27 protein-coding genes are annotated in these 25,735 nt (G+C 68.7%); 18 read left to right on the top strand and 9 right to left on the bottom strand.

All coding sequences use genetic code 11. From position 1 onward, the window contains the following. Window positions 1-12: 12 nt before the first annotated feature. Genes ACO2Q1_RS08835 through ACO2Q1_RS08825 form a run of 3 tightly spaced genes read left to right on the top strand, consistent with a single transcriptional unit; the run spans window position 13 to window position 2,752 of the window. Window positions 13-1,179, top strand: a complete 1,167-nt coding sequence (locus ACO2Q1_RS08835; RefSeq protein WP_423329134.1) for a chain-length determining protein — start codon at window positions 13-15, stop codon at window positions 1,177-1,179. Next, window positions 1,176-1,850 (top strand): ABC transporter ATP-binding protein, encoded by a 675-nt coding sequence (locus ACO2Q1_RS08830; RefSeq protein WP_423329133.1) that lies wholly within the window; start codon window positions 1,176-1,178, stop codon window positions 1,848-1,850. The genes ACO2Q1_RS08835 and ACO2Q1_RS08830 overlap by 4 nt, the downstream gene beginning before the upstream one ends. Then, window positions 1,847-2,752, top strand: a complete 906-nt coding sequence (locus ACO2Q1_RS08825; RefSeq protein WP_423329132.1) for a hypothetical protein — start codon at window positions 1,847-1,849, stop codon at window positions 2,750-2,752. Before ACO2Q1_RS08830 ends, ACO2Q1_RS08825 begins: the two co-directional genes overlap by 4 nt. Window position 2,753: 1 nt before the next feature. On the opposite strand, the gene ACO2Q1_RS08820 is transcribed toward ACO2Q1_RS08825, so the two are convergent. The 3 genes from ACO2Q1_RS08820 to ACO2Q1_RS08810 form a co-directional block, all read right to left on the bottom strand. Continuing rightward, on the bottom strand, window positions 2,754-3,113 hold the full coding sequence (locus ACO2Q1_RS08820; protein ID WP_423329131.1) for a DUF1318 domain-containing protein: 360 nt from the start codon (window positions 3,111-3,113) through the stop codon (window positions 2,754-2,756). A gap of 20 nt (window positions 3,114-3,133) precedes the next feature. Beyond that, the gene (locus tag ACO2Q1_RS08815) at window positions 3,134-3,352 is read right to left on the bottom strand and encodes a YnbE family lipoprotein (RefSeq protein ID WP_423329130.1); all 219 of its coding nucleotides are present in this window, start codon (window positions 3,350-3,352) and stop codon (window positions 3,134-3,136) included. An 84-nt stretch (window positions 3,353-3,436) separates the two neighbouring features. Next, window positions 3,437-6,697: an intermembrane phospholipid transport protein YdbH family protein gene (locus ACO2Q1_RS08810; RefSeq protein ID WP_423329129.1), complete on the bottom strand. Its 3,261-nt coding sequence runs from the start codon at window positions 6,695-6,697 to the stop codon at window positions 3,437-3,439. 295 nt (window positions 6,698-6,992) lie between these two features. Between ACO2Q1_RS08810 and ACO2Q1_RS08805 the strand changes: the two genes are divergently transcribed. Continuing rightward, window positions 6,993-8,360, top strand: coding sequence for a M23 family metallopeptidase (locus ACO2Q1_RS08805; RefSeq protein WP_423329128.1), 1,368 nt, complete (start codon window positions 6,993-6,995; stop codon window positions 8,358-8,360). 17 nt (window positions 8,361-8,377) lie between these two features. Here ACO2Q1_RS08805 and ACO2Q1_RS08800 read toward each other — a convergent pair whose 3' ends face one another. Next, window positions 8,378-9,124: an alpha/beta fold hydrolase gene (locus ACO2Q1_RS08800; RefSeq protein WP_423329127.1), complete on the bottom strand. Its 747-nt coding sequence runs from the start codon at window positions 9,122-9,124 to the stop codon at window positions 8,378-8,380. Between the two features lie 156 nt (window positions 9,125-9,280). Between ACO2Q1_RS08800 and ACO2Q1_RS08795 the strand changes: the two genes are divergently transcribed. The 11 genes from ACO2Q1_RS08795 to ACO2Q1_RS08745 all read left to right on the top strand — a co-directional run bounded on the left by ACO2Q1_RS08795 (window position 9,281) and on the right by ACO2Q1_RS08745 (window position 17,985). Beyond that, on the top strand, window positions 9,281-10,234 hold the full coding sequence (locus ACO2Q1_RS08795; RefSeq protein WP_423329126.1) for a glycosyltransferase family 9 protein: 954 nt from the start codon (window positions 9,281-9,283) through the stop codon (window positions 10,232-10,234). 134 nt (window positions 10,235-10,368) lie between these two features. Continuing rightward, window positions 10,369-10,890 carry a translation initiation factor IF-3 gene (gene infC / locus ACO2Q1_RS08790; RefSeq protein ID WP_423329125.1) on the top strand — a complete coding sequence of 174 codons (522 nt, stop codon included), beginning with the start codon at window positions 10,369-10,371 and terminating at the stop codon, window positions 10,888-10,890. 241 nt (window positions 10,891-11,131) lie between these two features. After that, entirely contained in the window at window positions 11,132-11,329 is a 198-nt protein-coding gene (gene rpmI / locus ACO2Q1_RS08785; protein ID WP_029416075.1) for a 50S ribosomal protein L35, read from the top strand. 168 nt (window positions 11,330-11,497) lie between these two features. Next, window positions 11,498-11,851: a 50S ribosomal protein L20 gene (gene rplT / locus ACO2Q1_RS08780; protein WP_423329124.1), complete on the top strand. Its 354-nt coding sequence runs from the start codon at window positions 11,498-11,500 to the stop codon at window positions 11,849-11,851. 91 nt (window positions 11,852-11,942) lie between these two features. Then, on the top strand, window positions 11,943-13,019 hold the full coding sequence (gene pheS / locus ACO2Q1_RS08775) for a phenylalanine--tRNA ligase subunit alpha (RefSeq protein ID WP_423329123.1): 1,077 nt from the start codon (window positions 11,943-11,945) through the stop codon (window positions 13,017-13,019). A 9-nt stretch (window positions 13,020-13,028) separates the two neighbouring features. Continuing rightward, window positions 13,029-13,433, top strand: coding sequence for a hypothetical protein (locus ACO2Q1_RS08770; RefSeq protein ID WP_423329122.1), 405 nt, complete (start codon window positions 13,029-13,031; stop codon window positions 13,431-13,433). Continuing rightward, complete coding sequence (locus tag ACO2Q1_RS08765) at window positions 13,433-13,825, top strand: hypothetical protein (RefSeq protein WP_423329121.1); 393 nt, start codon at window positions 13,433-13,435, stop codon at window positions 13,823-13,825. Before ACO2Q1_RS08770 ends, ACO2Q1_RS08765 begins: the two co-directional genes overlap by 1 nt. Before the next feature lie 2 nt (window positions 13,826-13,827). Continuing rightward, window positions 13,828-14,211 (top strand): hypothetical protein, encoded by a 384-nt coding sequence (locus tag ACO2Q1_RS08760; protein ID WP_423329120.1) that lies wholly within the window; start codon window positions 13,828-13,830, stop codon window positions 14,209-14,211. Further along, window positions 14,208-16,628 carry a phenylalanine--tRNA ligase subunit beta gene (gene pheT, locus ACO2Q1_RS08755; RefSeq protein WP_423329119.1) on the top strand — a complete coding sequence of 807 codons (2,421 nt, stop codon included), beginning with the start codon at window positions 14,208-14,210 and terminating at the stop codon, window positions 16,626-16,628. The genes ACO2Q1_RS08760 and pheT overlap by 4 nt, the downstream gene beginning before the upstream one ends. A gap of 4 nt (window positions 16,629-16,632) precedes the next feature. Next, complete coding sequence (locus ACO2Q1_RS08750) at window positions 16,633-17,175, top strand: TIGR00645 family protein (RefSeq protein ID WP_423329118.1); 543 nt, start codon at window positions 16,633-16,635, stop codon at window positions 17,173-17,175. 192 nt (window positions 17,176-17,367) lie between these two features. After that, on the top strand, window positions 17,368-17,985 hold the full coding sequence (locus ACO2Q1_RS08745) for a DUF1134 domain-containing protein (RefSeq protein WP_423329117.1): 618 nt from the start codon (window positions 17,368-17,370) through the stop codon (window positions 17,983-17,985). A gap of 92 nt (window positions 17,986-18,077) precedes the next feature. Here ACO2Q1_RS08745 and ACO2Q1_RS08740 read toward each other — a convergent pair whose 3' ends face one another. Beyond that, complete coding sequence (locus ACO2Q1_RS08740) at window positions 18,078-18,938, bottom strand: SDR family NAD(P)-dependent oxidoreductase (protein ID WP_423329116.1); 861 nt, start codon at window positions 18,936-18,938, stop codon at window positions 18,078-18,080. Window position 18,939: 1 nt separating this feature from the next. Next, entirely contained in the window at window positions 18,940-20,145 is a 1,206-nt protein-coding gene (locus ACO2Q1_RS08735) for an NAD-dependent epimerase/dehydratase family protein (protein ID WP_423329115.1), read from the bottom strand. Between the two features lie 126 nt (window positions 20,146-20,271). On the opposite strand from ACO2Q1_RS08735, the gene ACO2Q1_RS08730 reads away from it, so the two are divergent. Then, on the top strand, window positions 20,272-20,511 hold the full coding sequence (locus tag ACO2Q1_RS08730; protein ID WP_423329114.1) for a DUF1674 domain-containing protein: 240 nt from the start codon (window positions 20,272-20,274) through the stop codon (window positions 20,509-20,511). A gap of 30 nt (window positions 20,512-20,541) precedes the next feature. On the opposite strand, the gene greA is transcribed toward ACO2Q1_RS08730, so the two are convergent. Next, complete coding sequence (gene greA, locus ACO2Q1_RS08725) at window positions 20,542-21,033, bottom strand: transcription elongation factor GreA (RefSeq protein WP_423329113.1); 492 nt, start codon at window positions 21,031-21,033, stop codon at window positions 20,542-20,544. A 166-nt stretch (window positions 21,034-21,199) separates the two neighbouring features. On the opposite strand from greA, the gene gyrB reads away from it, so the two are divergent. After that, window positions 21,200-23,644, top strand: coding sequence for a DNA topoisomerase (ATP-hydrolyzing) subunit B (gene gyrB / locus ACO2Q1_RS08720; RefSeq protein ID WP_423329112.1), 2,445 nt, complete (start codon window positions 21,200-21,202; stop codon window positions 23,642-23,644). 36 nt (window positions 23,645-23,680) lie between these two features. Here the strand turns inward: gyrB and ACO2Q1_RS08715 are convergent, their stop codons facing one another. Next, window positions 23,681-24,181: a hypothetical protein gene (locus ACO2Q1_RS08715; protein WP_423329111.1), complete on the bottom strand. Its 501-nt coding sequence runs from the start codon at window positions 24,179-24,181 to the stop codon at window positions 23,681-23,683. Window positions 24,182-24,310: 129 nt separating this feature from the next. Between ACO2Q1_RS08715 and ACO2Q1_RS08710 the strand changes: the two genes are divergently transcribed. Further along, on the top strand, window positions 24,311-25,207 hold the full coding sequence (locus ACO2Q1_RS08710) for an alpha/beta fold hydrolase (protein WP_423329110.1): 897 nt from the start codon (window positions 24,311-24,313) through the stop codon (window positions 25,205-25,207). A gap of 6 nt (window positions 25,208-25,213) precedes the next feature. On the opposite strand, the gene ACO2Q1_RS08705 is transcribed toward ACO2Q1_RS08710, so the two are convergent. Continuing rightward, window positions 25,214-25,690, bottom strand: coding sequence for a cupin domain-containing protein (locus ACO2Q1_RS08705; RefSeq protein ID WP_423329109.1), 477 nt, complete (start codon window positions 25,688-25,690; stop codon window positions 25,214-25,216). Window positions 25,691-25,735 lie beyond the last annotated feature (45 nt).

The raw sequence follows: 25,735 nt of genomic DNA, 5'->3' as shown, positions 1-25,735 counted from the left end.
GGCGAGACTTGAATGACCGATCCCAAGATCAACTATGTCGGCCCGCTGCCACAGCTGACGGGCCCTCGCCATAGTCGCCGGAACCTGGCGGCGCCGTTGGCCTTCGGACTTGTCGTCGTCCTGCCGACCCTGATCGCCGCCGTCTATCTGCTTTTCATCGCCACGCCACGGTATGTGGCCGAGGCGCGTTTCATGGTGCGTCAGGCCGAGGAAAAGCCGGCCGCCGCCGGGTTGGGCGCGGCTCTTGGATCGGTCGGCATCTCCGGCGGGACCAATGACGCCCACGCCGTGCTCGAATATTTCGAATCCGCCGACGGCCTTCGCGACCTTCAGACCCGCGTCGATGTTCGCCGGATGTACGCACGACCGGGCGTGGACGCCTTCTCCAAACTGCCCAAACCGTTCAGCGACTCTTCGGAGGAAACCTTCCGCAAGCAGTTTCTGAAATATCTGACCATCGGCTACGATTCCCAGACCGGGCTGAGCACGCTTCGGGTTCAGGCTTTCACCGCCCAGGACGCCCAACGCATCGCCAACGCCATGCTTGAGGGCGGCGAGGGTCTGGTGAACCGCCTCAACGACCGGTCCGCCACCGACGCCGTCAGGGACGCCGAACGCCAGGTGTCGGAAGCCCAGACCCGGCTGATCAATGCCCAGACCCGGCTTACGGAGTTCCGCAACCGCGAGGGGTTGATCGATCCGGCCACCACCGCCAAGGCAGGCAGCGAACTCATCGGCGAACTCACCGTCAGCGTCGCCAATCTGCGCGCGGAACGCGCCCAGGTCGCCGCCGACGCCCCGAACAGCCCCCAACTGCCGTTCCTCGACAGCCGCATTCGCGCGTTCGAGCGCCAGATCGCCGCCGAACGCCAGAAGATCGTCGGCGACGCCGGCTCCCTGGCCCCCAAGATTTCGGCCTATGAGTCCCTGATGACGGAACGCGAGTTCGCTGAAAAGCTGGTCGCCACCTCGGCGGCGGCCCTGAACTCCGCCCAGATCGAGGCCCGGCGTCAGCGCCTGTACCTTGATCGCGTCGTCAATCCCATCGCGACCGACAAGGCCACTCAACCCCGTCGGATGCGGGGCATTCTGACCGTCCTCATCTCGACCCTGCTGATCTATGCCCTCGGCTGGATGGTCTGGGCGGGCATTCGCGAAAGCCGGGTCGAGGCCGAATGACAGCCAAGAGCGGCGTGGGGCTCCGGGTCAAGAATCTGGGGCTCACCTATCCCGTGCCGGGCGCCAAGCCGGTGTTCAGCAACCTGAGTTTCGAAGTCGGCCGTCAGGGCAGGCTAGCGATTCTCGGGCGCAACGGTCAGGGCAAATCCACACTGATCAAGATTCTCGGCGGCGCCCTGCCGCCGAGCGAGGGCTCCGTGCACTGGCGCATGAGTTGCTCCTGGCCCATCGGGTTCAGCGGCGGGTTCCAGGGCAGCCTGTCCGGAATTGACAACATCCGCTTCATCTCGCGCATCTACGGCAAGCGGTTCGAAGACATCTACGATCGGGTAGAGGGCTTCGCAGAGCTGGGTTCGGCTCTCAACCGGCCGATGAAACACTATTCCTCCGGCATGCGCGCGCGCATGGCGTTCGGCCTCTCGCTCGCCATCGAGTTCGACTGCTATCTCATCGACGAACTGGTCTCGGTCGGCGACGCTCGGTTCCAGTTGCGCTGCAACCAGGAACTGTTCGAACGACGGGCGGACCGGGCGTTCCTGATGGCGTCGCACGACACCAACCTCATCCAGACCCACTGCGATCGGGCCCTGGTGGTCGAAAGCGGCCGCGCGAAAATCTTCGAGGACATCGAAGAAGGCATCGATGTCTACAAATGGCTGAAGGCCGCATGAACCACCTCGAGCGAATCTGGTTGATGCAGACGCCGAGCCGCATGGGTCCGGCCTGGAGGGAGGCCTTCGCCAGGGCTTGCGAGGATCGCGGTTGGGCGTTCGCCGTCCACGAGCGTGGCGAGCCCGCTCCGCCGCCTGACCCGAGCCGGTCTCAACTGACCGTTTCATGGCTGGACTGGTTCGAGGGGCAGCCGGTCACGCGTTTCTACGTCCAGCGCGGCACGGCGGACGACAGTCCCGACATCCTCGCCCGGGCAGGCGATCTGGGGCCGTCGGAGGCCCTGTACGAGGGATCGCTCCGGCTGGCGGCGGCCGAACTGATGCTCCAGAACGGCGCCGACCTGATCGACATGAACGATGAGGTGGTGACGCTTCAAGGCCTCGGCGACGTCAGTCGCCCCTGCGAGATCGCCGTTTCACAGCTCGGCTCCGACCATCCGCTGGCGCTCTACAAGTCCGCTCCGTTAAAGACGGGCGACAGCATACGCTGGCCCCCCCGGGTCTTCTCCTACCCCGGCCTCGCCGCCGCCCCGGAAGACGGTCGGATCGAGTTGCTCGGCCGACGTCGCATGCTGTTCAACGGGCCGAATATTTTCCTTCCGCCCGGCCGCTGGCGGTTGGACGCAGAGTTTTCCATAAATCCGCCGGCCAGGACCGAACTCCTGATCGAATGGGGGTTCGGCGAGGGAGCCCGGTCGCTGTCGGTCGTCATCGAACATCCCGGCCGCTATTCGGTCAGCCTGGAGCAGGAGTGGACCCGCGTCGCCGCCGCCGACTTCCGCATCAGCCTGATGATCCCGGCCCTGGCCGGTCATCTGGATTTCCACGGGGCCGTGGTCACCCGGATCGGCGACTATGTCGCCCCGGCCGCTCCGGTGCTCGAGGACGCCGCCGGCGCCTGACCTACTTCTGCACCCATTGACCCTGGGCGTTCCGGTACCACTGGCCGGCGGGAATACGCGCCAGCAGATTGGCCTCGAACATCCGGGCGCCGGCGACCTCTGCGGTGGTGCCGGCCTGGGCCGCGCTGGCGGCGTATGCCTGACGGCGGGCGGCGTTGGTGGTGGTGACGGCGGCGTTCAGACCGGCGTCGGACGACGGGGTCCGAAAGCCCAGATAGCCGTCTGCCTGTTCGCCGACGACGCCGGCGGCCTTGGCCTGATCGATCTGGGCTTTCTGGGCTGCGGTCTGGGCCAGGCCGGGCGTGGCGACGGCCAGGGCGACGGCGGCGGGAACGGCGAGCAGAAGGGGGCGGAAAGACATGGCGATTTCTCCTGTTCGACCTAGAAGAGGTTGGGGTTTTCGCGCAGCAGATCCTGCAGTTCGCGATCCAGCTTGACGCGGATGTCGGCGTCCAGCTTGGCGTAGATCTGGATCGGCGCCACCTCCAGCCTCACCGTCGGGGTGCAGGCGCCCAGCGCCCCTGCTGTCACGGCCCCGATCGCGGCTGCGCCCAGGACGAACCGGCGGCGAGCCTGTGGAGGTGCGGGGAGATAGGTCATGGGCACGGGCTCCGATCAACGCGGGGGCAGACTACACCCATGGCACTAGGGCTGCGAGGGTGAACGCGGGCTGAATGACCGGGTTCACGGCTGCGGCTCCGGTCGCGACGCGCGCTGCGCCGCCAGCAGATCCTGAATCAGCTCGTTCAGGTTCAGGCTCGTGTCGAGCGTCAGGTCGATGCCCGTGTCCGACGGAAGCGGCAGTCGTCGCTCCAGGAATCGCCGGCTGATCAGTTCGGCCAGCGACAGGCGAAGCTCCTGCCGCTGCGGCGGATCATGCCGCCCCTTGATCCGGAACAGGACGCCGACACGTCCGCCGTCCAGGCTGTTCACCTCGGCGCTCAGGTCGCTGAACGCCAGATTCTCCATGGCCTGGTACGCCAGGTCCTCGACCGTGCCCGGCGGGATGTCCGCCCCGCCCCCGCCCGCCGCCAGCCCGCTCAGCGCCTCGCGCCCGATCGACAGACGCCCGGCCTGATCGGCCGTCAGGACCCCGCCCTGGATCGTCACCCCCGCTTCCGGGTCCCAGCGGAACGGCAGCCGGCCGGAAACCACCGCGTCGAGGGCCACCTTCTCCCCGAACCCTGCGCCCGCGATCAGCTCACCGAGTTGCACGCGATCCAGGGCGATAACGCCGTCAAAGGGTTGTTTCCCGTCCAGCGGCACGCTGAGCGGCTCCAGACGCAAGGCGCCGCCCGCCGCCTGGATCCGCCCCCCTTCGACCCTCAGGGCGGCCTGGCCCAGGGTGAAGGTGAGACCCAGGTCTGTCAGCGGCGTGACCGTCTGCAGCTGCGCCACCCTGAGCGTCTGGCCTTCCGCCGTCGTCAGCGGGGCCAGGGAGGTGAAGTCGACCGTGCCGCTCAGCCCCTGCACCGGGCCCGCCGGGCTGTCGAAATCCAGGCCCGGGACCGTCAGTCGCCCGGAAGACGCGCCGCCGTCCGGCAGCGCCGGGTCCCAGTCGAAACGGCCGGCGAACCGCACCGAGCCGCTCACCGGCGAGCGCACCACGGCGACGGTCAGGGGCGTGAGGTCGTGCGGCTGAAGCCCCTGGGGATCGAAGACCACCTCACCGGTGTCGAAGGTCAGACCGCCGCGCTCGCTCGGCCCGTCGTGCCTCAGGGTCACCCTGGCGACCGGACGATCTCCGGAACTCAGGCTGAAATCGCCGGTCCAGACGTCGTTGGACAATCGGGCGCTTCCCTGGGCGGCCAGAGGGTGGAACCGGCGCGGCTCGGCGTCGTCGTCCAGACGCGCGGTGGTCACGCGGACATCCATGTCCAGCCGGTCGGGTCCGCCTCGCACGGCCAGGGGACCCGCCGCATCCGCAAAACGAGCCTGAAGGAAGGGAAGAGACCCGGCTACGTCCTGCAACGCCCCGTCCACGCGCCATCCGCCCTCTGTCAGCTGGACCACCGGCCCGCCGGTCGCGCACAGGCGGCCGGACACGTCCTCGGCGTCGTTCTCGCCCAGCTCCAGCCGTTCGACAGCAAAACGCGGGCAGCCGTCGATGGCGAAGGTTGTCATGCCGTTGCGCAGCGCAAGCACGCCGCCGCCCGTCACGGTCAGATCACGCGCCACGTCGAAGTCCAGGGCCGCCTCTCCGTTAAGCCGGGCCTCGAAACCTTCGGACGTCAGTCGCCAGTCGGGAATGTCGATCGTCGCCTCGGGCAGGCCGCGTCCGGGGGCGGCCACGAGACTCAGGGCGCCGCCGCCCAGCGCGCCGGTCGGGGCGGCGTAAAGGGCTTGCGCCGCAGGCCGGACCGTCAGGACACCGCCGTTTCGAGGCCGGACGGTCGCCGGCGCGGCCAGAACCACCTCCGTGCCCGCCGATCCGACCAGCAGCCGCAGGCGCGGCAGGTCCACGGCGAAATCCGAGAAGGCCCGCTTCATCTCGGCCAGATCCGGCCCGTCGTCCGGCGTGGCCGCGCCCAGCAGAGGCCAGGCGCCCCTGGGCGCCGCCAGCGACGTCTCGGCCCGCAACAGCAGGGCCCCGTCCTGCATCAGATCGAGGTCGGCCCTGCCCTGTGCGAATCTCAGATCCAGTTCGCCGAACCGCACCCGATCCGCGCGCCAGTTCAGCGGCCCCACCGCCTCGAGCGCGCCACCGAGACCGCCGATCTCCAGTCCGGACGACGTCGCGGACACCCCGGTCAGCTTCAGTTCACCCAGGTCGGCGGAGACCGCCGTCGCCCGCAGCGGACCGTTCGCGCGCCAGGCCAGCCCCTGCTCGTCCCGCTTCACGCCCGCTGCGGACGATGACATCTCGATCCGAAGACCCCGCGCCGCCTGGCCGGGTCCATCGACCGCCTGAGCCACCCCCTGGACCCGTCCGCGCCCCTCGACCGAGAAGGTTTCGAGCCATCCGCTCACCGCGCCGTCGAAGTCAGTGTCCAGCGACGTCCCCGCCAGCCGTGTCTGGCCAACCTGAAGCCGACCCGCCGTCAGGCGCCCGTTGATCGCCGCGCGCCCGTCGCCGCGACGACGGATCAGGTCCGGATAGGGCAGGTTCCCCTGCAACGAGACCGTCAGATCCTCGCCCTGCGTCGCCGCCGCCTCCCGTCCCCCGGCGTCGGGCAGGCGCACGGCCGCCGCCGACGCCTCGAGCCGGAGAGTCACCCGGTCGCCGGCGGTGTTCAGGACCAGCCTCGCCGCAACCTGCTCGGCCGAGATGCGTCCGCCGCCGGACGCCGGAAGGTCCAGGCTCGTCGAGGGGATATCGGCCCGAAGCCGCATCAGCTTGCCGTCGTTCAGCCGGGCGTCGCCGCGCACCGTCAGACCTTCGACGCGGTCTCCGCTCAGCCCCGTCAGCACGAGGCGGCCGTCCTCGATCTCGACGATCGGTCCGCGGCCGTCGGGCTGCGGCGGCCGCCCGGTGAACTCGCGCAGGATCGGATCCAGGCTGCCCAGCGACACCTTGCCGTCCTTCCAGGTGGCCCGCACCACGGGGCGCAGCACTCTCACGCGGCTGGGACGCAGCCCCAGACCCTGTCGGGACCAGGGCAGACCGATCGCATAGTCCACCTGCACCCGCTCGACGACCACATCAGGATTGCGGGGGTCGCCGATGCGCAGGCGCGCCGTCACGCCGTCGAACTCCAGCCGCTCGATCTCCACCTCGGCCGGCGCGCCCCGGTCCTCAAGCCAGCCGGTCAGGAAGGACCGGGCCGCCGCCCGGCGGTTGAGGTAGAGCAGGGTCGCCAGCATCGCCGCCAGAAGCAGGACGACCACGAGGATCAGCCCCGCTCGCGGCGCCAGACGGCCGGCGCGACGAGGCGCCCGCGCCGTCGCCGCACCCCTCGTTTCGGCGGGGCTTTCCGGATCAGTCTGATGGGGCGGAGAGGTCAAGCGTTCGCCGGGCGAAATGAGGGAAGCGGCGGCCAGCATAGGCCAAACTGTGACGCCAATGTGCGCCCAACACCGTCGTCCGACGAGGCGTTCATCGACACCTCGCCACAAACCGGCGAAAAATGTCCATGGTTAACGAAATCGGGCCAATGTTAACCGGTTGTAACCGATCTCTTCCCATTCTCGGCGCTGCGCGCTATAGGCGATCCTTCGCGCCAAACGGGGGACCGGTGGGCGCGGGCCTGCTTACCAATGGTTTTGGCGCCGGGTCGGCGTCGCTTTTTCCTGAGGATCCATGGCTCAGTTCGATCCGCGTCGCCAGCCGACCCGCTTCGCTCCCCACCTCCTGACCGCCGCTGCGGCGCTGTCGGTGGCCGTGCTGGCCGGCAAGGTCTATCAACCCGCGATCGCGGCCGAAGTTCCCGAACTGACATCTGAACAACAGGCTTCGCTGGAAGCCCGCGCCTTCGCCACCGCCGGCGCGCCCGCCGGGCTCGAGTCGCCCGAGGCCGTCGCCGTCCAGATCCGCCGCGGCGAAACCCTTGAACAGGCCATCTTGCGCACCGGCGTCGCGGCCGAGGACGCCCGCGCCGTGGCCGCCGCCCTGGCGGGCGCCAACCTCGGCGACCTGCGCGCCGGACTGAAGTTCGAAACCGCCATCTCCCGTCCGCGTGGCGGCATGGGCGACGCCAAGCTGATCGGACTGACCGTTCGCACCGGCCCGGCCAGCCAGGTCACCGTGTCGCGCGATTTCCAGGGCGCGCTCAAGCTTCGCGCCCTTGACGAAAAGGTCACGCATGAGACCGTCGTGGCGCGCGGCAAGGTCGGTGCGTCGCTGGCCGGATCGGCCGGCGAGTTCGGCGCCACCGCCGCCATCATCCGTCGCGCGACCCAGGCCCTCTCGGGCAAGCTGGATATCCGCCGCGACGTGCGTGGATCCGACGAATACATCCTGGTCTTCGACCGCTCGGTGACCGAGAACGGCCGGACCGTCGGCACCGGGGACCTGCAATACGTCGAAATCCGCGGCCAGAGCTTCTATCGCTTCAAGCCCGCCGGCGCGCGCGAGTACGCCTATTTCGACGCCTCGGGCAAGAACATGCGCACCACCGCCATGCGCGCGCCCCTGTCCAGCTTCCGCCGCGTCTCCTCGGGCTTCGGCGTGCGGACGCACCCGATTTCGGGCTTCCGCAAGATGCACCAGGGCATGGACTACGCCGCCGTGACCGGCACCCCGATCATCGCCCCGGCCGACGGCGTGGTGGTCGAGGCGCGTCGCTGGGGCGGCTACGGCAACTGGCTGCGCATCCGGCATTCCAACGGCCTGGAAAGCGGCTACGGCCACCTGTCGCGCTACGCCTCGGGCGTTCGCGCCGGCCAGCGCGTGTCCCAGGGCCAGGTCGTCGCCTATGTCGGCTCGACCGGCGCCTCCACCGGCCCGCACCTGCACTATGAAATCTGGCGCAACGGCCGTCGGATCAATCCGGCGGGCATCCGCACCTCCGAGGGCACGACCCTGGCCGGCGCCGACCTGACCGCCTTCCGCGCCGAGAAGGCCCGCATCGACCGCATCATCGCCGCCGGCGGCGAGCGTCGCGAAGTGGCCCCGCCGGTCACGGCCGTGGCCGACGCCAAGACCGGCCTGCGTCCCGCGCGCGGCTGAACCCGCACAGGGCGGCGTCAGGCCGCCCGCATCGCCTCCACCGCCTCGATCAGACGCCCCAGGTCCGCTTCGGACGACAGGCGATGATCTCCGCCCGCGATCAGGTCCAGTCGCACATCCGCGCCGCCCGACAGCCGCTCCATCAGGGCGATCTGATGCGTCCACGGGACGACATCGTCCTCCCGCCCCTGCAGGATGTGAACCGGACAGGCCAGATCGATCGACGCCTCCAGCAAAAGCTGATCCCGCGCCTCCTCGAAGAACCGCCGCGTCAGCACATATTCGCCCAACCCGTCCTCGACCATCAGCGTCTCGCCATCCCGCAGGATCTCCTGCCGCTGATGATCTGACAGTCCCGGCCACATCAGGCGCTCGCTGAAATCCTGCGCCGGATTGACGAGCACCAGCCCCTTCACCCGTTCCGGACGCGCCAGCGCCAGCAGCAGCGCGACCCAGCCCCCCATCGACGAGCCGACCGGGATCACCGGCCCGTCCAGACTGTCGATCAGGGCGACCGCGTCCTCGGCCCATCGCCCGATCGTCGCCTGACGCCAGTCGCCCGACGACCGACCATGCGCGAAATGGTCATAGCGGACATAGGTCCAGCCCCTCTCCCGCGCCGCCGCATCCAGCGCCAGGGCCTTGGTCCCCTCCATGTCCGAGCGAAAGCCGCCGATCCAGACGACGGTGGCGCCGTCGCCGTCCACGCGCTTGAAAGCCAGGGTTTCGCCGTCAGGGCGGGTGAGACGCCGGATATCGATCATAGGTCACCGTGCACCCCGGCGACGGCCGGGGTCCAGATCGCAGACCTGTCTTTCCACTGCGAAAGAGAATTTCTTGCCTTCCTCGCCTCAGCCTCTCATCTGGACCCCGGCCGTCGTCGGGGTGCACGGTGAGGGAATCACAGAAGGCGAAAACGCGTGCCCAATCCCCAGGTCCTGTTCGTCACCTCCAACCGTATCGGCGACTGCGTCATCTCGTCGGGCGTGATCCGCGAGATCGGGCGGCAATTGCCGGGAGCCCGCATCACCGTCGCCTGCGGCCGTCCGCCCGCCCCCTTCTTCCGTTCCGCCCCCGGCGTCGAACGGGTCATCGTCCTCGACAAGAAAAAGATGGCAGGACACTGGTTCGAGCTGTGGAAACAGGCCCGCTCGACCCGCTGGGACATGGTCGTCGACATTCGCGGTTCGGCCCTGAGCTATCTGATCCCGGCGAAGCGACGCGTCGTCTACAACCGCTCCTGGGAGACCGGCCTGCGCAAGGTCGAGATGGTGTCGCGCCTGATGGGGTCCGACGCGCCGCTGGATCCGGAGATCTGGCTGGATGATCAGGCCCGGGCGGAGGCCGCCGCCGTCATCGATCCTCAACTGGCCTCTGGTCCCGGCCCCGGCAAGATCATCGCCCTGGCGCCCATCGCCCACCAGCCGGGCAAGAGCTGGCCCGCCGACCGCTGGGGCGCGCTGGTCGCCCGCCTGATGGCCGAGCCGCGCTTCGACGGCTGGCGCTTCATGCCCGTCGGCGGCCCCGGCGACCGGCCGCCCGCGACACCGGCCCTGCAGACAGCCGGGGATCGCGCCATCGACTTCGTCGGCAAGGGCGACATCCTAGCCTCCGCCGCCGCCATCGACCGCGCCGACCTGTTCGTCGGTAACGACTCCGGCCTGATGCATGTCTCGGCGGCTCTCGGACGGCCGACATTGGGCCTGTTCGGTCCCACAGAGTGGTGGCTCTACGGCCCCTGGGGGCCGAAGACGGCCACCGTCGCCTCCAATGAAACACGCGGCCAGTTCGCCCCGATCAAGGATCTGACGGTGGACCATGTCTTCGAGGCGGTGTTGCGCCTGCACGACGCCCATGTGCGCCCGGCGCCATGACGCCTTGAAACGCGGGGCTTTCGCGGCCATATTCCGCCTCCAGAGGGGAACGTGGCTTTCGGCCGCGCGCCTTCGCTCATCAAGACTTACGACCTCTTCGTCCACGCAAGGAAACGACGCCCATTCGCCGTCCGATGAACCAGCCGCCCGTCAAGGACGGGCCGCCCATGAACCAAGACATCCGCGCGCCGCGCGTTCTGCTGATCGATCAGAACGGCGAGAAACAGGGCGTCATGCCGACGTCCGCCGCGCTGGAGGCCGCCGAGGAGGCGGGCCTGGATCTGGTTCAGATCGTTTCGACCTCCGAGCCTCCGGTGGTCAAGATCCTCGACTACGGCAAGTTCCGCTTCCAGGAGCAGAAGAAGAAGGCCGAGCAGCGCAAGCGCCAGAAGGTCGTCGAGCTCAAGGAGATCAAGCTCCGGCCGAACATCGACACCCACGACTATGAGGTGAAGGCCAAGGCCATGCACCGCTTCTTCGACGAGGGCGACAAGGTCAAGGTCACCCTGCGCTTCCGCGGCCGCGAAATGGCGCACCCGGAACTGGGCATGAAACTGCTCAACAAGGTCCAGGCCGACTTCGAGGAAATCGCCAAGGTCGAGTACGCCCCCCGCATGGAGGGCCGCCAGATGATCATGATCCTGGCGCCCAAGTAGGCGACAGCCGTCTCAGCTTCTTCAAACGCCTCGGCCCCGGCCGGGGCGTTTGTCATTGGGGCGTGGAGGCCAAGCCTAGGTGACCCTTGCCTTCCGGCGGCGTTTCCCCTAGAAGCCGCGCCTTCGCGTACCGAACCGCCGGGCGAACAGGCATGCCTGGGCGGTTCTCAACTCTGGAAGGTCTGGCGACTTCGGGCTCAAGCAGTCCGAAGGACGGTAGCCCTCCAACAAGGAGACACAAATGCCGAAACTGAAGACGAAGTCGGGCGCCAAGAAGCGCTTCAAACTGACGGCGACGGGCAAGGTGAAAGCCGGCGTTGCGGGCAAGCGTCACCGCTTGATCAGCCACAACTCCAAGTACATCCGTCAGAACCGCGGCACCTCGGTCATGGCCGACGCCGACGCCAAGAAGATCAAGTCCTACATGCCCTACGCCTAAGGCGCAGGCGCAGAACGGACAGACTTCCCAGCACACTCAGTTTGAACCCGTCCCTGAAGCAGTGAGCGCCCGCGGCGCGAACGATAGGGACACTTCTTAGAACAAAGGCCCTCAAGCAGCGAGCGACCGCGTCGCGAGCGATAGGGCCCTTCCGAAGGAAGACTAATCATGGCTCGCGTCAAAAGGGGCGTTACGTCCCACGCCAAGCACAAGAAGGTTCTGGAGCAGGCCAAGGGCTTCTCCGGCCGCCGCAAGAACACCATCCGCACCGCCAAGGCGGCCGTCGATCGCGCCGGCCAATACGCCTACCGCGACCGCCGGGTGAAGAAGCGCAACTTCCGCGCCCTGTGGATCCAGCGCATCAACGCCGCCGCCCGTCTGGAAGGCTTCACCTACAGCCAGTTCATCCATGGCCTGGGCAAGGCCGGCATCGAGCTGGACCGCAAGGTCCTGGCCGCCATCGCCGCCGACGCGACCGGCTTCAAGGCGATCGCCGACAAGGTCCGCGCCGCCCTGGCCTGAGGCCGGACGACGGATTTAAACGATCAAAAGCCCTCCGGCCCGCGCCGGGGGGCTTTTTGCTTCCGGACATAGCCGCTAGACCACGGCCACCATGACCGACCTGGCCCAACTCGAACTCGACCTCATCAACGCCATCGGCTCGGCAGAGACCGTCGCCGCCCTGGAGGAGGTGCGTGTCGCCGCCCTGGGCAAGTCCGGCTCGATCTCCGGCCTGCTGAAGGGCATGGGGGCGATGAGCCCCGACGAACGCCGCGAGAAGGGGCCGATGATCAACGGCCTGCGCGATCGCGTCGGCGCGGCCATCGCCGCCCGCAAGGTCGAACTCGAGGCCGCCGAACTGGACGCCCGCCTGTTGTCCGAGACCCTCGACCTCAGCCTGCCGGCCCGGCCGCGCCGCCGGGGCGGAGTTCACCCGACGATGCAGGTGATGGACGAGATGATCGCCATCTTCGCCGAGATGGGTTTCGCCGTCGCCGAGGGGCCGGATGTCGAGGACGACTTCCACAACTTCACCGCCCTGAACTTCCCGCCGAAACATCCCGCGCGGGAGATGCACGACACCTTCTTCCTGAAGCCCGATCCGGAGACGGGCGAGCGCAAGGTGCTGCGCACCCACACCTCGCCGGTCCAGGTGCGGACGATGATGTCCCAGACGCCGCCGATCCGCATCATCGCGCCGGGCCGCACCTTCCGGAAGGACTCGGACGCCACCCACACCCCGATGTTCCATCAGGTCGAGGGTCTGGTGATCGACCGCGACATCCACATGGGCCACCTGAAGACGACGCTCCAGACCTTCATCGCCCGCTTCTTCGAACTGGACGAGGTCCAGGCCCGGTTCCGACCGCACCATTTCCCCTTCACCGAACCGTCCGCCGAGATGGATATCCGCTGCGATCGTTCCGGCGGCAAGCTGGTGTTCAACACCGGCGACGACTGGCTGGAAATTCTGGGCTGCGGCATGGTCCACCCGAACGTGTTGCGCAACTGCGGCGTCGATCCCGACGAGTATCAAGGCTTCGCCTTCGGCATGGGTGTGGATCGTCTGGCGATGCTGAAATACGGCGTGCCCGACCTGCGGCCCATGTTCGACGCCGACGTGCGCTGGCTGGCGCACTACGGCTTCTCGGCCTTCGCGGCCCCCAACCCGGCCTCCGGCCTGAGCTGAGATCGACCCATGACCGACATCATGTCCGAAGCCTTCGGCCGCGAACTGGTGGCCCGCACGACCTTCCAGAAAGAGTCGATCTGGCTGCCGATACTCGCCGTGCATCAGCAGAACGCGGGCGAGGCGATCATCAGGGGCAAGACCTTCACCGACTGCGTCATCGAAGGTCCGTCCCTCATGGCGATCGTCGACGGCGTCACCTTCGAAGGCTGCAACCTGGGCCGCACGGCCGACCCGAAATCCCTGTTCTACAAGGGCCAGGGCCCGGTGCTGGTCGGGGTCGTGCCGTTCGCCGACACCCGCTTCATCCGCTGCACCTTCATCCAGATCGGTTTCACCGGCGCCCCGGACCTGATCGACGACATGGCCGCCGGCCTGACCTCCGCCGCCGCCCAGCCGCAGGCGGCGAACTGATGTCGCGCCTGCCCATCCAACGCCCCATCAACGTCGCCCGCGATCTGAAGGCGGCCGTCTTCACCGATCAGGACATCAGCCTGTTCGACCTCTACGCCGACGGCGCGGGACAAGGCGTGGGCATCATCCGCGACCGGGTGTTCCGGGGCTGTCGCCTGCAGGGGCCGGCCATCCTGCTGATCTCCGTCGGATGCAGCTTCGATGACGTCAACTTCGGCGACAGCGGCGGCGACATCCGCAATCTGATCCTTTATCCGGCCGGCGCGCGCGCGCTGGGCACAGTGCCGATCCGCGACTGCGTCTTCGACGGCTGCGAGTTCATCAATGTCGGCTTCACCGGCGATCGGGGCTTCCTCGATCAGCTGCTGTCGGTCGAGGCCCAGGGCGGTTGAGGATGGCGGAGACCTTTGACCTGGCCGCCATCGGCCCTGGCCCCGTCTATCGCAAGACGAACATCTGGCTGCCGCAGCTGATCGCCGAGGGCATCCGGCGCGGCGAACGGTTCGTCGAGGGTCGGACGTTCGAGGACTGCCATCTGGAAGGCCCCGCCGTGATGTGCCCGCTCGACGGCGTCCACTTCGAACGGTGCGACTTCGGCCCCAGCGACGGCGACATCCGCAACCTGATGCTGGCGCCGCTCGGCCCGAAAAAGATCACCGGCGTCGTGACGTTTCGCAACTGCACCTTCCGCGGCTGCACCTTCTTCGCGGTCGGTTTCACCGGCTCGCCCCAGTTCCTTCAAAGCATGCATGACGGCGTAAGAGGGCCGGCGACGTGAAGTTCACCCTTTCCTGGCTCAAGAACCACCTGACCACGGACGCCGACATCCATCGCGTCGCCGAGGTCATGACCATGGCCGGTCTGGAGGTCGAGGAGATCCACGATCCCGCCGCCGCCCTGGCGCCGTTCACCGTCGCCCGCATCGTGGAAGCGGTTCAGCATCCCAACGCCGACCGCCTGCGAGTCTGTCAGGTCGAGACCGTCGACGGCATGAAGGAGATCGTCTGCGGCGCCCCCAACGCCCGTCCGGGCCTGGTCACCATCTACGCCCCGATCGGCGCCTATGTGCCCGGCCTCGGCGTCACCCTCGTCGAGAAGCCCGTGCGCGGCGTGGTGTCCAACGGCATGCTCTGCTCGGCCGCCGAACTGGAACAACCCGAGGGCCGCTACGGCCCCGACGACGGCATCATGGACCTGCCGACCGATCTGCGGGTCGGAACCCCGGCCGCCGCCCTCTTCGGCGCCGATCCGGTCATCGACTTCGAGGTCACCCCCAACCGGCCCGACTGGCTGGGCGTGTCCGGCATCGCGCGCGATCTGGCGGCGGCGGGCCTGGGCGACTTCCTCGACTATCGCATCGCGCCGGTGCGCGGCGGCTTCCCCTGCCCGATCACGATCCGGCTGGATGCGCCCGAACAGTGCCCGGTCTTCGCCGGCCGCCTGATCCGCGGCGTGAAGAACGGCCCGTCGCCCGACTGGCTGCAACGCCAGTTGACCTCGATCGGCCTGCGTTCGATCAACCGTCTGGTCGATGTCACCAATCTGATCGCCTACGACCGCGCCCGCCCGCTGCACGTCTATGACGCGGCGAAACTGGTCGGGTCCGAAATCGTGGTGCGACCCGGCCTGACGTCTGCGGACACCGGCGAGCCGGAGCATCTGATCGCCCTGGACGGCAAGACCTATCCGGCTGACGCCGCCGTCTGCGTCATCGCCGACGCGGACGGCGAACGCCCCATCGGCCTGGGCGGGGTCATGGGCGGGGAGTCCACCGGCTGTTCGGACGAAACCGTCGATGTCTTCGTCGAAAGCGCCTGGTTCGATCCCATCGTCACGGCCCAGACCGGCCGCAGCCTGAACATCTCGTCCGACGCCCAGTACCGGTTCGCCCGCACGGTCGACCCGGCCTCGGTCGTCCCGGGGCTGGAGCTGGCCACCCGGCTGATCCTCGACCTGTGCGGCGGCGAGCCGTCGGACATCGTCGTCGCCGGCCAGGCGCCGGCCGACCCGGCGGCCTTCGACTTCGACCCCGCCTATGTGAAGCGCCTGTCCGGAATGGACCTGTCGCGCGAGCGGATCGCCGACATCCTCAAGGCCCTCGGCTTCGGGGTGGAGACCGGCGGCGCCGTCTGGCGTGTCACCCCCCCGTCCTGGCGGCGCGACGTCGAAGGTCCCGCCGACCTCGTCGAGGAAGTTGCGCGCATCCAGGGCTTCGACGCCCTGCCCGACACGCCCCTGCCTGACCAGGGCAGCCCGTCGAAGGGCGTGCTCAGCCCGCGCCAGACCCAGGTCCGCATCGCTCGCCGCGCCCTGGCCGCGCTCGGCTATTCCGAGGCCGTCACCTGGTCCTTCACCTCGACGGCGACAGCGGCCCTGTTCGGCGGCGGCGACGTCCGTCTGCAGCTCGAAAACCCCATCGCCTCGGATCTGGACTGCATGCGGCCGTCCATCCTCCCCAATCTGATCCAGGCGGCCGCCCGCAACGCCGCGCGCGGCCACGCCGATGTCGCCCTGTTCGAGATCGGCCCGGTCTATCTGAGTGACGGGCCGAAGGATCAGCGGACGGCCATCGCCGGCCTGGTCGCCCCGCACGCGGCCCGCCACTGGTCCGCCGCCGGCGAGGACGCCCTGTTCGCGCTCAAGGCCGACCTCATGGCCCTGCTGACCGAAATCGGCGCGCCGACGGCCGGCCTGCAGCTGGTTCAGGGCCAGAACCGCGACTGGTGGCACCCCGGCCGCTCCGCCCGTCTGCAGATGGGCCCCAAGGTCGTCGCCGCCGAGTTCGGCGCCCTGCATCCCCGCACGCTCAAGGCCCTGGACGCCGAGGCGCCCATTCTGGCCTTCGAGCTGATCCTCGACGCCCTGCCCGAGCCCAGGGTGAAGGCCAAGGCGCGCGGAAACGCCGACCTGCCGACCCTCATGCCGCTGACCCGCGATTTCGCCTTCGTGGTCGAGGACGCCAGACCCGTCGGCGACCTGGTCCGCGCCGCCGCCTCGGCCGACAAGACCCTGATCGCCGACGTCCGCGTCTTCGACGTCTATCGCGGAACGGGGGTGGAGCCCGGCTTCAAGTCCGTGGCCCTGGAGGTCGTGCTCCAGCCGCGCACGGCCACCCTGACCGACGCCGAGATCGAGGCCCTGTCGAACAAGATCATCGCCGCCGCCGAAAAACTCGGCGCCAGGCTGCGGAGCTGACCCCTTGGGCCTGAAACCTCGTCTCGAGACCGCCTTCGAACGTCTGCTGTTCCAGTCCCGCTGGCTGATGGCGCCCTTCTACGTCGGCCTGGTCCTGGCCCTGGCCATGCTACTGGTCGTCTTCTGCAAGGAGCTGATCTACTACCTGCCCAAGGTGTTCAGCTTCGACGCCGGCCTGACCTCCAACGACGCCATCCTGGCGGTCCTGACCCTGGTGGACCTGTCCCTGGCCGGCAATCTGCTGCTGATCGTCATGTTCTCCGGCTACGAGAACTTCGTCTCCAAGCTCGATCTGGACGGCGAGACGGATCGGCCGCCGTGGATGGGCACCGTCGATTTCTCGGGCCTGAAGATGAAGCTGATCGCCTCCATCGTGGCGATCTCGGGCATCCAGCTGCTCAAGACCTTCATGAACATCGGCAAGACCGGCTATGAGCTGAACACCCAGGAGGCCCTGTGGGGCGTCATCATCCACCTGACCTTCGTGGCCTCGGGCGTGCTCCTGGCCCTGATGGACTGGCTCACCTCCAAGACCGACAAGCATTAGGGCTGGGGCGCTTCGCGCCGCGCTCCGGAGGATTCTGCGCTCAAGTAGCGAGCGACCGCGCCGCGAGCGTAGCGCGCCGCGCCAGCGCGTCCGTAAGCTCCCGTTAACCTCGCCGCCGCAAGTCTGACTCAATGCCCGGCGAGGCTTGTCAGGCCCGCATACTCGGGCCTTGAGACCCTGCTGGAGCCTGCCATGCACCGCCGCCAACTGATCCGCACCGGCTTCGCCGTCGCCGCCGCCGCCTCGCCCCTGGGCCTGGCCGCCTGCGCCTCGACGACGAACACCGGCCCTGCTTATCCGGTCGGCGCGGACGGCACGGCCCAGTCCTACACGGCCGACGAACTGATCGCGGCCGGATCGCGCGAACTGGGCATCGCCGCCGAGGCCATGGGCGGCGCCATCGAACGCATCTTCGCCGACCAGGGCGAACACCCCGTCGGCTATATTGCGGGCGAGGAAGGCGCGGGCGCCGTCGGCGTCGGCCTGCGCTACGGTCGCGGCGCCCTGCACATGAAGGACGGCCAGCCGCCGCGCGACATCTTCTGGCAGGGCATTTCGATCGGCTGGGACGTCGGCGGCAACGCCAGCCGGGTCTTCACCCTCGTCTATGGCCTGTTCCACCCCGACGCCATCTACCGCCGCTACCCCGGCGTGGAGGGCTCGGCCTATCTGGTCGCCGGCCTGGGCGTGAACTATCAGCGCGCCGACGGCATCACCCTGGCCCCGGTCCGCACCGGCGTCGGCCTGCGCCTCGGCGCCAATGTCGGCACCATGGCCTACAGCCGCCAGCGGAACATCGTGCCGTTGTAAGGGGCTAAAGCGAACGTGAGCGGCCTTCGGCAGTGAGCAAGGCGTGAGCGGCGCCTGTGCCGCCACTCACTCTTCACTTCTGTGCTCACTTTTCACCCGATCAGGCTCTCCAGCCCCTCCCGCCAGGTCGGATACTTCAGCCGCCAACCCAGTTCCGCCTTGGCCCGGGCGTTGGAGACGCGCTTGCAGTCCAGATAGAAGCGCCGCATCGCCTCGGACACGGAGGCGTCGGTCCAGTCGACCTCCGGCGGGACAGGCAGGCCCATGCGCCGCGCCGCGCCCTCCATCACCACATCCGCCGCCGCCGGTTCGTCGTCGGCCAGATTATAGACCCCGCCCGGCCTCGGCCGCGCCATCGAGGCGAACAGACCTGACACGGCGTCATCCACATGGATGCGGTTGAACAGCTGGCCGGGCTTTCTGACCAGCCGCGCGGTCCCGTCCCTCAGCCGCTCGACCACCGACCGGCCCGGTCCATAGATGGCCGGCAGGCGGAAGATCTGCACCGTCAGCCCCATGCCGCGCCCGGCGTCCAGCCAGTCGTGCTCGGCCCGCACCCGTCGCGCCCCTTCCAGAGAGGCCGCGTTCAGGGCGTCGTCCTCGAACACCCAGCCGCCGGCCCGGTCGCCGTAGACGGCGGTGGACGACACATAGCCGATCCAGTCCGGCCAGGCCTCGGCCAAGGCCCCGCCCCCGACCCGCGACAGGCGCGCCAGTCCGGGACATCTCCCCGCTTCCGGCGGCGCCGTCACCAGGATCGCCGAGGCCGCCCGCACCGCCGCCGTCAGGACCTCGGCGTCGCCCGGATCGACCGCTTCGATCCCTTCCGTCGCCAGCGACGCCCGACGGTCCGCGTCGCGCGACGTGGCCCAGGCCCGGCCGCCGCGCCGCATGGCCTCCCGCGCCGCCGCACGACCCAGATAGCCGCCGCCGAAGACCAGCAGATCGGTCATCTCAGCCCGCGACCGCCCGCACGGGTTTGGCCAGGGCGTCGGCCCTTTCGGCGTTCCAGGCGGAAACACAGGGGATCCGGCTCAGGTCCGCCCGGTCGGCATAACGGCGGGCGATCTCCGTCACCTCGCCCAGCAGGCCGTCATCCAGGGTGATCGGCTCCAGCCCCAGGGCCTTGAACCCGTCGTTCATGACGATCAGCTCGTTCTCGTCGGCCTCCTGTCGAGGATTGGCGACATGGGCGACCTCGCCCCCGGCGATGCGGGCGACCAGGGCGGCCAGGTCGCGTACCCGGCGGCTCTCGGTCATCTGGTTCAGGATCTTGACGCGGTCGCCGCGCGCCGGCGGATTCTTCAGCGCCAGTTCGACGCACCGCACCGTGTCCTGGATGTGGATGAAGGCCCGCGTCTGCCCGCCCCCGCCATGCACCGTCAGCGGATAGCCCACCGCCGCCTGCATCAGGAACCGGTTCAGCACCGTGCCGTAGTCGCCGTCATAGTCGAACCGGTTGATCAGCCGCTCGTCGCGCCGCGTCTCCTCGGTCTGGGTCCCCCAGACGATGCCCTGGTGCAGGTCGGTGATCCGCAACCGGTCGTTGCGGGCGTAGAACTGGAACAGCAGGGCGTCCTGGGTCTTGGTCATGTGATAGATCGACCCCGGATTGGGCGGGAACAGGATTTCCTGCTCCGCCGGGCCGTTGTCCGTCTCGACCGTGACCTTCAGATAGCCCTCGGGAATCCGCAGACCGGCCGTGCCGTAGCCATAGACCCCCATGGTGCCCAGATGGGCCAGGTGCACGTCCCGCCCGCTCTCGACGATGGCGGCCAGCACATGGTGGGTGGCGTTCAGATTGTTGTCGACGGTGTACAGCTTGTGCCGCGCCGATTTCATCGAATAGGGGGCCGCCCGCTGTTCGGCGAAATGCACGATGCTGTCCGGCGCCTCGTCGCGGATCAACTGCACCAGCCGCTCGAAGTCCCGACCCAGGCTCAGATTGACGAAGCCGATCGTCCGCCCGGTCAGTTCGCGCCAGGCCGCGATCCGCTCGCCCATCGGCCGGATCGGCGTCAGGGACTGCACCTCCAGCTCATTGTCGATGTTGCGGCGGCTCAGGTCGTCGATGATCGTCACATCCCAGCCCCGGGCCGACAGATGCAACGCCGTCGGCCAGCCGCAGAAGCCGTCACCGCCCAGAACCCATACCTTCATCGCATCGTCTCTCTCAGGTCAGATGTGATTGCCTAGAGCATCCTCCGCCCCCACGAAAGCGCCCTCGCCTGACGGAGCTGTGCGTCGCGGGGTGACCGCGACAGCCGGGACGCCTATATCCGTCGCATGTCCGAGCCCACGCCGCCCACGCCCGATACGGATGCCCCGGCCTTCAACGCCGACGTGCCGCACGCCGTTCGCGACCGCCCCCTGACGCCCGCCGCCCGTCGCGCCCTGGAAGAGGCCGCCGCCCGCCGCGCGGCTGAGCTCGAAGCCCACGGCCCCGCCGAGCACGGCGGCCCTCGCGGCCCCGAACCGACCCGTTACGGCGACTGGGAAAAGAAGGGCCTCGCGGTCGATTTCTGACCCGCCGCACCCGCGTTCGCCGGACCGGCGTCAATCGACGGCGGTGATCTCCACCGCCTGTCCGGCGACCACGGCCTCGTCGCCGACGCGCTTGCCGATCAGGGCGCGGGCCAGGGGCGAGACGTGGCTGACCGTTCCGGCCCTGGGATCGGCCTCGTCCTCGCCGACGATGCGCCACGTCTGGGTGCGCCCGTCCGCGCGCTCCAGCGTCACCGATCCGCCGAAACGAACCCGGCCGTCGGCCTCGGTCTCGACCCGCTGGGCCGAGGCGCGCCGCGCCGACCAATAGCGCAGGTCGCGGGTGGCGCGCGCCATGGCGGTGCGGTCCGCCGAGATGGAGCCTCCCACCTCTGAACCCTGCGCCTGGGCGGCCGAATAGGCGGCGCGCGCCTCGGCCAGGGCGGCCTCGATGGCCTCCAGACCCTCGGCTGTGACCCAGTTCGGATGGGGCGATACGGGACGGTCGGGAAGATCGGCGGCGGTGGCCTCCAGATCCTCCTCGCGGGTGAAGGCGACGGACATGGGGACAGCATAGCCCACAGGGTCAGGAAGGTCGAAAAGCTCGCCTTTCGCGGACGAATTCCTATATGTTGGCGACCGTGGGCGACGGCTTCGCAAGCCGTCGATTCGGCCTGTTCCGGACCCCGCCCCCAGACCGTCCCCAGCGGGACCTAGAGCCAAAGACTTCATGACCGACGAAAGCCTCGACGCCCCGGAAAACGCTGCGGAATACGGCGCCGATTCCATCAAGGTTCTCAAAGGCCTGGACGCCGTGCGCAAGCGGCCCGGCATGTATATCGGCGACACCGACGACGGCTCGGGCCTGCACCACATGGTCTATGAGGTGGTGGACAACGCCATCGACGAGGCCCTGGCTGGCCACGCCGACCTGGTCCAGGTCATCCTGAACGCCGACGGCTCGGTCACCGTCACCGACAACGGACGCGGCATTCCGACCGACATCCACGCCGAGGAAGGCGTCTCGGCGGCCGAGGTCATCATGACCCAACTGCATGCCGGCGGGAAGTTCGACCAGAACTCCTACAAGGTCTCCGGCGGCCTGCACGGCGTCGGCGTCTCCGTCGTCAACGCCCTGTCGGACTGGCTGCAGCTCAAGATCTATCGCGACGGCAAGCAGCACGAGATGCGCTTCGAGCGCGGCGACACCGTCAAGTCGCTGGAGGTGACCGGCGTCGCCCCGATCCGCACCGACGGCGACAAGGCCGGCCAGCCCCTGAGCGGCACCGAGGTCACCTTCTATCCGTCCGTCACCACCTTCAGCCACATCGACTTCGACCTGAAGACGCTGGAGCACCGGCTGCGCGAACTGGCCTTCCTGAACTCCGGCGTGGTCATCAAGCTGTCCGACCTGCGCCACGCCGAGCCGATCGAGATCCTGCTGCACTACGAGGGCGGGGTGGAGGCCTTCGTGCGCCACCTCGACAAGTCGAAAACTCCCCTGCTCAAGGACGTCATCGTCATTCGCGGCAAGAAGGAGGGGATCGAGCTCGACCTCGCCCTGTGGTGGAACGACAGCTATCACGAGACGATGTTGTGCTTCACCAACAACATCCCCCAGCGCGACGGCGGCACCCACCTGTCGGCCTTCCGCACCAGCCTGACCCGCGTCATGGGCGCCTATATGGAAAGCTCGGGCGCCCTGAAGAAGGAAAAGGTCGCCCCGTCCGGCGAGGACGCCCGCGAGGGCCTGACCTGTGTCCTGTCGGTCAAGGTGCCGGACCCGAAGTTCAGCTCGCAGACCAAGGACAAGCTGGTGTCCTCCGAGGTCCGCCCGGCCGTCGAAAGCCTGTGCACCGAGGGCCTGTCGGAATGGTTCGAGGAACATCCGGTCGAGGCCAAGCAGATCGTCGCCAAGATCATCGAGGCGGCCTCGGCGCGTGAGGCGGCGCGCAAGGCCCGCGACCTCACCCGGCGCAAGTCGGCGCTCGACATCTCGTCCCTCCCCGGCAAGCTGGCCGACTGTCAGGAACGCGATCCGGCCAAGTCCGAACTGTTCATCGTCGAGGGCGACTCCGCCGGCGGCTCGGCCAAACAGGCGCGTAACCGCGAGAACCAGGCCGTCCTGCCCCTGCGCGGCAAGATCCTGAACGTCGAGCGCGCACGTTTCGACCGGATGCTGTCGTCGGACCTGATCGGCACGCTGATCCTGGCCCTGGGCACCGGCATCGGCCGCGACGACTTCAACGCCGACAAGCTGCGCTACCACAAGATCATCCTGATGGCCGACGCCGACGTCGACGGCGCCCACATCCGGACCCTGCTGCTGACCTTCTTCTACCGTCAGATGCCGGAACTGATCGAGCGCGGCCACGTCTATATCGCCCAGCCGCCCCTCTATAAGGTCTCCAAGGGCAAGCAGAGCCGCTACCTTAAGGATCAGGCCGAGATGGACGCCTATCTGATCGAGGAAGGCTGCTCCGAGGCCGAACTGGATCTGGCCAACGGCGAACGCCGCACCGGCATGGACCTGCAGTCCCTGGTGCGCGACGCCAAGGCGGTGAAGGGCCTGGTCGATCGCCTGTCGCAACGCGCGCCTGCCTTCGCGGTCGAACAGTCGGCTCTCGCCGGCCTGTTCGCCGACAACGCCGACGCCGCGACGGCTCAGGCCGCGGCCTCGCGGCTGAACCTCTACGCCGAGGAAGGCGACGGCGAATGGTCGGGCGGGCCGGGCCTCCAGGGCGCCGTGGCCTTCAACCGCACCCGTCGCGCCGTCAGCGAAAGCATCGTGCTTGAGGAAACCCTGATCCGGTCGCTGGACGCCCGCCGTCTGGCCGAGCGCATCGCCGTGTTCGAGGGTCTGTTCGACACGCCCGCCGTCTATCGCCGCAAGGACAAGTCCACGACCATCCGCGGTCCTCTGGACCTGCTGAACGCCGTGCTGGACGCCGGCAAGAAGGGCCTGGCCATCCAGCGCTACAAGGGGCTGGGCGAGATGAACCCGGAGCAGCTGTGGGAGACGACGCTGGACGTCAACGCCCGCACCCTGCTGCAGGTCAAGGTGGATCACGCCGACGACGCCGACGACCTGTTCGCCAAGCTGATGGGCGACGTGGTCGAGCCTCGTCGCGAATTCATCCAGGAGAACGCCCTGGACGCCGCCGTCGACGTCTGACGGCTGCGTCCGGTCCGCCCCTGCCGGGACGGGCGCCTATTTGCGTCCCGCGTCGACCCAGGCCTTGATCGACGGCCAGGTCGGCGGATTGGCGCGATTGCCGTCGCACACCAGTCCGGCCAGGAAGCCGTCGCGCCCATTGGGATTGTAGGCCTCCCAGGAACTGGCGTCGTCATAGCGGTCGGTCTGCACCCCGTCCGCGCCGAAATCCATGGCCGCGACCGACCGCGACTCCTTGGCGGCGCAGCGGAACTCGACGATCTCCTCGCTGTGGGAGTAATCGCCGGCCTCGCCCTGTAGCGGCACGACGGCCAGGGTCACCCGATGGACGTCGCCCTCTGTGACCATCCCCTTCATCTCGGCCATGTACAGCCGCACGGCGCTTCGCGAGAACGGATGCCAGTCCTGGGCCCCGTCCAGCACCTCGTCCTGCGCCGCCGCCCCGCCGCCGGCCATGGCCAGCGCCAGGCCGCAGATCACGCCCATGCGGCGCGCGCCCGCCAGCGTTTTGATCGGCGTCTTGAATGCGTTCCTCATGCTTTTCCTCCCCAGGGACTGCATTACAGGATTGTCACGATGGCCCCTCCCACCCCTCGCTGGCAAGAGGGCGAACGGTCGTCGCGACGCCGTTGAACTTCCGCCACGATCCATGGGTTATTCAGCGGCATGATCCGTCGTGACTTTCTCGCCTGCGCCCTGGCCGGCGCCGTCCTGGCCCCCGCGGCCGCCCAGGCCCGCGCCTTCGCCTCTGACCGCATCCTGGTCGCGGCGCGCGGCCCCGCGCGGCCGTTCGGGGCGGATGTGATCCTGGTCCCCGGCATCGCCTCGACCGGCGAGGTCTGGGACGCCACCGCACGGACCCTGGCCGGCCGACGCCGTGTCCATGTGGTCAGCATTCGCGGCTTCGGCGCCGTTCCCCCCGGCGCCAATGTTCAGGGCCGGATCATCGAGCCGGTCGCGGCCGAACTGCGCCGCTACATCCGCGAGGCGCGCCTGGTCCGGCCCGCGATCATCGGCCACTCCATGGGCGGCCTCGTCGCGCTTCAGGCCGCGATCGATGGCGGCGCCGAGGCTGGCCGGGTGATGGTGGTCGACGGCCTGCCCTTCTTCCCGGCCTTGATCGGGCCCCAAACCCGCGTCGCCGACGTCGAGCCCCTGGCCCGTCTCGGCTATCAGGCCCTGAGGCTGCTGGGCGACGAGGGCCTGCGCAACGCCAGCCTGACCCTCGGCGGCGGACAGGGCATGGGCGGGGTGGCCGACATGGTCTTCAACGGCGTGGGCTGGCAGGGCGGAGACCGGGCGGTTCTGGCCCAGTCCCTCTATGAGGTCATGACCCTGGACCTTCGCCCGCGCCTGCCGCGCGTCACGGCGCCCGTCACCGTCGTCTACGGCTGGAGCCCCGACAACGCCTCCCCGCGCGCCCAGCTGGAAGGCCGCCTGCGCGAGGCCTTCTCCGGCCTGCGCTCGCCGGCGCGCTTCGAACGCATCGAGGGCGCCGAACATATGGTCATGATCGACCGGCCCCAGCCCTTCCTCGCCGCGACAGAGCGTTTCCTGTCCTGAGGCTCCTCAGGTCCGTCGCGCCGTCTTGGGGTAGGGCGTCCCGTCGCGATGGAAATACCGGTCCGCGCCCGGCGGCAGGACCATGTCGATGCCGGGATAGTCCGCGCCGTCGCCGGTCGGGTTGCGGGTTCCGACTTCCAGCAGGACCGCCTCCGCCGTCGACCGGTTTTCGATCCGGTGCCCGTTCGGGACCCCGGCCTTGAAGCCCGCACAGTCCCCCGCGCGCAGCGGCGTCTCCCCCTCGTCCTCGACCAGCACCACCTCGCCGGTCAGCACCCAGACGAACTCGTCCTCCGTCGCATGCCAGTGCCTCTGGCTGGACCAGGCGCCGGCGGGCAGACGCAGCAGATTGACTCCGAACTGATCCAGTCCGGCCGCATCGCCCAGCCGCCAGCGGCGACGCGGTTTGCACCGCTCGGCGAATTCGTCGGGATAGGAGGTTCCATGGCCCGTGGGGGCCGTTTCGATGTCGATCTTCGGCATGGCGGTCGGTTGCGCCCCGTGGCTGAACGCCTAAAGCATAGACCC

The sequence above is a fragment of the Brevundimonas sp. VNH65 genome, from assembly GCF_049445955.1.
GTDB lineage: Bacteria > Pseudomonadota > Alphaproteobacteria > Caulobacterales > Caulobacteraceae > Brevundimonas.
Note: the sequence above shows the minus strand (reverse complement) of the source record. Positions and strands in the feature narration are given on the sequence as shown.